Source organism: Streptomyces smaragdinus (assembly GCF_009604385.1).
In the GTDB taxonomy this organism is placed as follows: Bacteria; Actinomycetota; Actinomycetes; order Streptomycetales; family Streptomycetaceae; genus Streptomyces; species Streptomyces smaragdinus.
Genome location: NZ_WEGJ01000055.1, coordinates 23,894 through 31,442 on the forward strand (window position 1 = coordinate 23,894; position 7,549 = coordinate 31,442).

General features: G+C 72.9%; 8 protein-coding genes. 5 read left to right on the plus strand and 3 right to left on the minus strand.

Going from position 1 to position 7,549, the window contains the following annotated elements:
• Window positions 1–11 precede the first annotated feature (11 nt).
• The 3 genes from SRB5_RS33255 to SRB5_RS33265 all read right to left on the minus strand — a co-directional run bounded on the left by SRB5_RS33255 (window position 12) and on the right by SRB5_RS33265 (window position 2,262).
• On the minus strand, window positions 12–518 hold the full coding sequence (locus SRB5_RS33255; RefSeq protein WP_153457214.1) for an HNH endonuclease: 507 nt from the start codon (window positions 516–518) through the stop codon (window positions 12–14).
• 83 nt (window positions 519–601) lie between these two features.
• Complete coding sequence (locus SRB5_RS33260; RefSeq protein ID WP_323378904.1) at window positions 602–1,141, minus strand: YbhB/YbcL family Raf kinase inhibitor-like protein; 540 nt, start codon at window positions 1,139–1,141, stop codon at window positions 602–604.
• A gap of 53 nt (window positions 1,142–1,194) precedes the next feature.
• Window positions 1,195–2,262, minus strand: coding sequence for a serine hydrolase domain-containing protein (locus tag SRB5_RS33265; protein ID WP_153457215.1), 1,068 nt, complete (start codon window positions 2,260–2,262; stop codon window positions 1,195–1,197).
• Window positions 2,263–2,400: 138 nt separating this feature from the next.
• On the opposite strand from SRB5_RS33265, the gene SRB5_RS33270 reads away from it, so the two are divergent.
• The 5 genes from SRB5_RS33270 to SRB5_RS33290 all read left to right on the plus strand — a co-directional run.
• Window positions 2,401–3,963 carry an ABC transporter substrate-binding protein gene (locus SRB5_RS33270; protein ID WP_153457216.1) on the plus strand — a complete coding sequence of 521 codons (1,563 nt, stop codon included), beginning with the start codon at window positions 2,401–2,403 and terminating at the stop codon, window positions 3,961–3,963.
• Window positions 3,953–4,921, plus strand: a complete 969-nt coding sequence (locus SRB5_RS33275) for an ABC transporter permease (RefSeq protein ID WP_228390643.1) — start codon at window positions 3,953–3,955, stop codon at window positions 4,919–4,921. Before SRB5_RS33270 ends, SRB5_RS33275 begins: the two co-directional genes overlap by 11 nt.
• Window positions 4,918–5,781: an ABC transporter permease gene (locus SRB5_RS33280; RefSeq protein ID WP_153457217.1), complete on the plus strand. Its 864-nt coding sequence runs from the start codon at window positions 4,918–4,920 to the stop codon at window positions 5,779–5,781. Before SRB5_RS33275 ends, SRB5_RS33280 begins: the two co-directional genes overlap by 4 nt.
• Complete coding sequence (locus SRB5_RS33285; protein ID WP_323378905.1) at window positions 5,778–6,743, plus strand: ABC transporter ATP-binding protein; 966 nt, start codon at window positions 5,778–5,780, stop codon at window positions 6,741–6,743. The genes SRB5_RS33280 and SRB5_RS33285 overlap by 4 nt, the downstream gene beginning before the upstream one ends.
• The coding region (locus tag SRB5_RS33290) for an ABC transporter ATP-binding protein (RefSeq protein WP_153457218.1) at window positions 6,740–7,549 on the plus strand (810 nt) is incomplete at its 3' end. The genes SRB5_RS33285 and SRB5_RS33290, both read left to right, overlap by 4 nt.

Here is a 7,549-nt window from a genome sequence, read left to right on the forward strand (position 1 = left end):
CGGCAAGCGGGTCAGGCGGCGGGGACGGCGAGCCAGTCGGGCATCCCCGTCTGGTCCCGTACCCGCAGGGCCAGCAGCAGCGCGTCGGCCGGGGTCGGCTCGAAGGGCTGGGTCAGCAGGCGCATACCGGCCTCCTCCGGAGTCCGGTCCGCCTTGCGGTGGTTGTCGTCGGCGCAGGCCGCCACGGTGTTCAGCCAGGAGTCGGGGCCGCCCTGCGCCCGCGGCAGCACGTGGTCGACGGTCGTCGCCCGGCGCCCGCAGTACGCGCAGCGGTGCCGGTCGCGGATCAGCACACCCCGTCGCGACCACGGCGCCCGTTGTCGGAACGGCACCCGTACGTACCGGCAGAGCCGGATGATCTGCGGCACCGCCATGTCGATGCTCGCGGCGCGGATACGCAGCCCCGCGTGCTCCTGCTCGACCACGGCCTTGTCCTGCATCACCAGCACCACGGCCCGCCGCAGCGACACAGTCGACAGCGGCTCGAAGCTCGCGTTGAGCACCAGCGTCTCGCGCATCCTCTCCACCTCCCGGCCACGCTCCGCCGCTCAGGCGAAGTGGCTCCAACTGTGCCCGGGAGGTGGATCTCGGACAACGCAATTTACGCGTCGGCGGGGTTCTCGTACTCGGCGATCAACTGTGCCCGGGCCAGGGTGTGGAAGCGGAGGTTGAACCCGACGACGGCGGGGGAGGCGTCGGCGTCCGGGCCGAGCTTCTCCGCGTCCACGGCGTACACCGTGAAGACGTACCGGTGCGGACCGTCCCCGGGCGGCGGCGCGGCGCCGCCGAAGTCACGGGTGCCGTAGTCGTTGCGTACGTGCACGGCGCCCGCCGGCATGCCCTTCATCTCGCCGCTGCCGGCGCCCGCCGGGAGCTCCGTCACGGACGCCGGGATGTCGAACACCGACCAGTGCCAGAAACCGCTGCCGGTCGGGGCGTCCGGGTCGTAGCACGTGACGGCGAAGCTCTTGGTCTCCGGCGGGAAGCCCTCCCAGCGCAGCTGCGGGGAGGTGTTGCCGTGGGCGTACACATGGGCGTCGGCCAGCGTGGAGCCGTCGGTCACGTCGTCGCTCAGCACGGTGAACTGCGGGACGGGGGGATGGTAGTCGTGGGGCAGCGGCCGCCGGCTCTGCTCGGACACGTCGGAGCACCTCCAGGGTGGGTTCGGCACTGAATACACCTGCGGGCCCGAGCCTAGAGCCTGTACGGGCCCGATCCGGGCGCGCCCGGCCCGTGCGCCCCGGCCACGGCCGCGAGCAGCCGGTCCCACACCTCGTCCGGCGGAGGGGCGGCCGGGGCGAGCAGCCGGTTCGTCAGCAGGACGACGACGGCGTCCGCGGCCGGTACGACGGCGAACCGGCTGCCGGTGAACCCCGGATGCCCCACCGCCCCGTACCGGGGCCAGCACCGGAAGCCCGGCGCCTGGGCGGGGTCGGCGCCCGCCGTCAGGAACGCGGCGGTGACCGGGGCGGGCCAGGGGCCGCGGCCGGCGAGGGAGCCGAGCAGGCCCCGGCCGAACGCCAGCAGGTCGGACGCCGTGCCAAAGAGCCCCGCGTGCCCCGCGACCCCGCCGAACGCGTGCCAGGCGTTGCCGTCGTTGCACTCCCCGACCAGCAGCCCCTCCCGCCACCCCGCGAAGTCCCCGGGCCCGAACGGCACCGGATACGGCTCACCCGTGGCCAGCATCCGCCGCTCGATGGCGTCCCCCCGCGCGGAGGCGACCAGCGCGGGACCCGGCGCCGGCAGATACCCGGTCGCCGTCATGCCCAGCCGCCGGTGCACCCCGGCGGCGAGTTCCGGCAGCGGCGCCCCGCCCGCCTCCTCCGCCAGCGCGCCCAGCACCATGAACCCCAGGTCCGAGTACCGCCGCTCCACCCCGCGCGGGAACGCCGGCGGCAGCCCCCGTACGACCTCGAGCGCCGCCGCGCGCTCCCGGGCACCGGCCGCGTACAGCGGCCACCACTGCGCCAGCCCGCCCCGGTGCTCGAGCAGCTCCCGCACGGTCGCGGACGAGCCGGGCACCCGCTCGTCGAGCGCGAGCCGTCCCTCCGCGACCAGACCCATCAGCACGGCGGTGGTCGCCACGACCTTCGTGACGGACGCCAGATCGAAAACGGCGTCCCCCGGCGCGATCCCCTCGGGCATCCCTCTGCCGTACACGAGGGGCGTCGATTCACCACGCGCGACCGCGGCCACCACGGTGGGCACGCCGTGATTGTCGGACAGGGTCCTGACCAGTGTCCGAAGCTCGTGAAGAAGCATCCGGCGATGGTAGACCGTGCCCCAACTCCCTGATCGTCACCGCCATTTGTACGACCAATGAACCGCTGAACGCCCGCTTCACAGCATCCCGGCAAGCGGTTACCGTGCCTGATCGACAAGCCCCCGAGGGAAGGCTCGATGTCGATGAAGCGACGTTCCTGGCACCGGGCGGCCTGCGCCGCGTCCCTGCTGCTGACCGCGACCCTGACGGCGAGTGCCTGCAGCCCCACCCCCTCCGACGACGACAAGGACCCCTCCGGCAAGGGCGGCGGCCGGCTGACGGTGGCCCGTACCGGAGACATCGAACAGCTCGACCCGGCCCGTGCCACCGCCTTCCAGTCCGTGCAGACCCTCGGCCTGGTCTACGACACGCTCGTCGACACCGACGACAGCGGCGAACTCGTCCCCGGCCTCGCCGAGAAGTGGCAGGTCGCCCCGGACGGCAAGGCCGTCGAGCTGACCCTGCGCGAGGGGGTGAAGTTCCACGACGGAACGCCGTTCACCGCGGCCGACGCCAAGGCCACCCTCGAACGCAACATGGCGAAGGAGACCGGCTCCGTCGTCGGCTCGTACCTCGCGAACATCACCGCCGTCGAGGCCGACGGCGCGACCCTCACGCTCACGCTGAAACAGCCCGACGCCAGCCTGCTGACCGCCCTCACGTACACCGGCAACGCGATGCTCGCGAAGAAGGACATCGACGCGGGCACCGTCGGCAAGAAGCCCAACGGCACCGGCCCCTTCCGCTGGCGGAAGTGGAAGCAGAACCAGCGACTGGAACTGGCCGCCAACAGCGCCTACTTCGCCGGCGCCCCCAAGGTGAGTACCGTCGAGTTCCGCGTCATCCCCGACGAGGCGTCCATCGCGTCCGGCATGCAGGCCGGCAGCTTCGACCTCGGCATCCTCTCCGACCCCGCCGTCGCCAAGCAGGTCACCGGCGCGAAGGCGGCGGTGACCGCCCAGCCGACGCTCGCGTACCACGTCCTCCAGCTCAACGCCCGCAAGGGTCCCCTCGCGAAGCCCGAGGCCCGGCAGGCCATCGCCTGCGCCGTCGACCGCCAGGAGATCGCCGACGCCGTCTACTTCGGCCAGGCCAAGGTCACCGGCCCCATCACCTCGCCCGCCTACCCGTACGACCCCACGGCCGCCCTGCCCTGCGAGCCGGGCGACACGGCCGCCGCGAAGGCGCTCCTGAAGAAGGCCGGCTATCCCGACGGCTTCGAACTCAAGACGATCACCATGACGGGCGAGTACTCCACCTCCACCAACATCGCCCAGGTCCTCCAGGCCCAGCTGAAGAAGATCGGCGTCACCCTCGAACTCGAGCGACAGCAGACGAATGTCTATGTCGACAACTGGATGAAGGGGAAGTTCGACGCGGCCGTCGCCCTCAACGGCGGCTCCGTCGACCCGTACCTGATCTACAACCGCTACTTCACGAAGGGCGCCAGCCTCACCGTCCCCGCCGGCTACGACAGCCCCCGGCTGGACGAACTGCTCGCGGCCGCCAACCTCACCACCGACAAGACCGACCGCACCGCCCGCTTCGACGACCTGCAGAAGGAGCTCCTCGGCCAGTCACCGTGGGTGTGGCTCTTCGCGAACCAGGTCTACTACGCCGTCGGCACCGATCTGAAGGGCTTCAAGGCGCTGCCCACCGAGTCCCTCGAGTACCTCGGCAAGGCGACCGTTGGCCGGTAGCGGCGGCCCCCTGCGCTTCGTCCTCGGCCGCCTCGCCGGTACGGCCGTCACCCTCTTCGGCGTGGCGGTGGTCGTGTTCGTCGTCCTGCGCGCCCTGCCCGGCGACACCATCACCGCCAAGCTCGGCACCGAGGCCGCCGCCCTCGACCCGGACCAGCGCGCGGCCCTCACCCGCTACTACGGCCTCGACAAGGGTCCCGTCGAGCAGTTCCTCGGCTGGCTCGGCGGCGTCTGCCAGGGTCGCCTCGGCGTGTCCCTGGACACCGGTGTCCCCGTCCGCACCCTCATCGCCGACGCGCTGCCCGTGACCGTCGAACTCGCCCTGCTCGCCATGCTCATCGCCACCCCCGTCGGCGTGGCTCTCGGCATCCTCGCCGCGAGCCGCCCCGGCCGGGCCCGCGACCTGACGACGCAGACCCTGGGCCTCTTCGGCCTCGCCCTCCCCGAGTTCGTCCTGGCGTCCGTCTGCGTCGCCGTCCTGGCCACCGTCTTCTCGTACTTCCCCGACCCCGGCACCTACACCCCGCTCACCGAATCCGTCGGCGGCAACCTCAGCCAGCTGATCTACCCCGCCCTCGTGCTGGCCGTGGGACTGGCCGCGACGATCATGCGCACCACCCGCACCGCCTATCTGGAGAACGCCCGCTCCGAATTCGTCCGCACCGCCCGCGGCAAGGGCGTCTCACCCCTGCGCGTCCGCCTCGGCCACATCCTGCGCGCCTCCCTCGTCCCCATCCTCACCATGACGGGCATCCAGTTCGGCTATCTGCTGGGCGGCACGGTGATCGTCGAGCAGGTCTTCGCCCTCCCCGGCCTCGGCCGGCTGCTCCTGCAGGGCATCACCCAGCAGGACTACGCCGTCGTCCAGAGCACGACCCTCCTCGTCGCGACCGCGTTCGTCCTGGTCAACCTGGCCGTCGACCTCCTCTACCGACTCCTGGACCCGAGGACGCGATGACCACCCAAGCACCGCGCGCCCGCCACGACCCCCTCACCCGCGGCGTCTGGCACGACCGCAACGGCCGCGCCGGTACGATCCTGACCGCCGCCCTCCTCCTCGCCTGCCTGACGGCCGCCGCCGGACTCCTCCCGTACGACCCGCTCGCCCAGGACCCCACCACCCGGCTGCGGGCCCCGAGCGCCGCCCACTGGTTCGGCACCGACCAGTTCGGCCGCGACGTCCTCGCGCGCACCCTCACCGGCATCGCCGCCTCCCTGCGCGTCGCCGCCGTCGCGGTCGCCTGCGCCGCGCTCATCGGCTCGTTCCTCGGCGTGCTCGCCGGCTACGTCCGCGGCCGGCTCGACGCCGTCGTCTCCCGCCTCGCGGACATCCTGTTCGCCTTTCCGGCTATCCTCCTGGCCCTCGCGATCGTCGCCGCCCTCGGGCAGGGCTGGTTCAACACCGCCGTCGCGATCGCCGTCGTCTACACCCCGATCTTCCTGCGCGTCGCCCGAGGCCCCACACTCTCCGTCCGCGAGGCCGAATACGTGAAGGCCGCGAAGGTCCTCGGCTACGGCCCCGCCCGCATCCTGCTGCGCCACGTCGTCCCCAACGTCAGCGCCCCCGTCGTCGTCCAGACGACCCTCGCCCTGTCCTGGGCGATCCTCACCGAGTCGGGCCTGTCGTTCCTGGGCCTGGGCACCCAGCCCCCGCAGCCCTCCCTCGGCCTCATGGTCAGCGAGGCCCGCAACCTCCTCACCGAGGCCTGGTGGACCCTCGCCTTCCCCGCCGCCCTCATCGTCGTCGCCGTCGTGGCACTCAACCTCCTGGGCGACGGGCTGCGCGCCGCCCTCGACCCACGGGAGGGCACCCGGTGAACGGACCACTGCTCGAGGTACGCGACCTGCGCGCAGCCGTCGGGGACCTGGACGTCGTCCGCGGGATCTCGTTCGGCATCGCCCCCGGCGAGACCGTCGGACTCGTCGGCGAATCGGGCTCCGGAAAAACGTTCACCGCCCTGTCCGTCATGGGCCTCCTCCCGGACGCCGCCCGCGTCACCGGAGGGAGCATCGCCTACGAGGGCCGGGACATCCTCCGCCTGCCCGAACGCGAACGGCGGTCCCTCCGCGGCGCCGGCATTGCGATGATCCACCAGGAACCCCTCACCGCCCTCAACCCCCTGATGCGCGTCGGCGCCCAGATCATCGAGGGCCTCCGCGCCCACGGCGTCCCCAGGGCCGAAGCCCGCCGCCGCATGCTCGACACCCTCGACGAGGTCGGCCTGCCCACCCCCGACCGGACCGCCCGCCGCTACCCCCACCAGCTCTCCGGCGGCCAGCGCCAGCGCATCGTCATCGCCATGGCCCTGGCCCCCCGCCCCCGCTTGCTCATCGCCGACGAACCGACGACCGCCCTCGACGCCACCGTCCAGCAGCAGATCCTCGCCCAGGTCGACCGGCTGCGCCGCGACCACGACCTGGCCGTCCTGTGGATCACCCACGACCTCGGCGTCGTCGCCCGCCTCACCCGGCGCGTCCTGGTCATGTACGCCGGACGCATCGTCGAGGACGCCCCCGTCCGCGCCCTGTACGCCGACCCCCGCCACCCGTACTCCGCCGGCCTCATCGCCTCCCTCCCCCCGGCCCCCGCCCCCGACGGCACTCCGGCCGAGCGCACCCCGCTCCCCGCCATCGGCGGCACCCCACCGGACCTCGCCGCCCTCCCGCCCGGCTGCCCCTTCGCCCCGCGCTGCCCCCAGCGCGCCGACCGGTGCACCACCGAGGAACCCCCGCTCACCGACCGGACGGCCTGCTGGGTCCCCAAGGAGAAGTGGACATGATCGAGGTCACCGAACTCACCAAACGCTACGGCCGCGTCCACGCCGTGAACGGCGTCTCCCTCACCGTCGCCCCCGGCGAAACCCTCGGCCTGGTCGGCGAATCGGGCTGCGGCAAATCGACGACCGCCCGCCTCCTCGTCCGCCTCGAGGACGCCACCGCCGGCACCATCCGTATCGACGGCATCGACGTCCGCCGTGCCCGCGGCGCGGACCTGCGCCGCCTGCGCCGCACCGTCCAGCTCGTCTTCCAGGACCCGTACGCCTCACTCAACCCCCGCCTGACGACCGGACGCGCCCTCACCGAGGTCCTGCGCGTCCACCGCCTCGCGACCGGCCCCGCCCGGGACACCCGCGTCACCGAACTCCTCGACCTCGTCGGTCTCCCCGCGGCCACCGCCGGCCGCCACCCCCACGAACTCTCCGGCGGCCAGCGCCAGCGCGTCGGCATCGCCCGCGCCCTCGCCGTCGAACCCCGCGTCCTCGTCCTCGACGAACCGGTCTCCGCCCTCGACGTCTCCGTCCGCGCCGACGTCATGAACCTCCTGCGGCGGCTGCGCGACGAACTGGGCCTGACCTACGTCTTCATCTCCCACGACCTCGCCATGATCCGGCACCTGTCCGACCGCGTCGCCGTCATGTACCTCGGCCGCGTCGTGGAACTCGGCGACTGGCACACCGTCTGCGACCACCCCCGCCACCCGTACACCCGCTCCCTCCTCGACGCCGTCCCCCTCCCCGACCCCGTCGCCGAAGCGGCCCGCACCGTCACCCCCCTGCTCGGCGAGGTCCCCGACCCCGCCGACCCG

Bases quoted from the DNA above. Each gene is read 5' to 3' on its own strand.
- SRB5_RS33270 (WP_153457216.1), top strand. From the start codon at position 2,401: ATGTCGATGAAGCGACGTTCCTGGCACCGGGCGGCCTGCGCCGCGTCC.
- SRB5_RS33255 (WP_153457214.1), bottom strand. From the start codon at position 518: ATGCGCGAGACGCTGGTGCTCAACGCGAGCTTCGAGCCGCTGTCGACT.
- SRB5_RS33265 (WP_153457215.1), bottom strand. From the start codon at position 2,262: ATGCTTCTTCACGAGCTTCGGACACTGGTCAGGACCCTGTCCGACAAT.
- SRB5_RS33280 (WP_153457217.1), top strand. From the start codon at position 4,918: ATGACCACCCAAGCACCGCGCGCCCGCCACGACCCCCTCACCCGCGGC.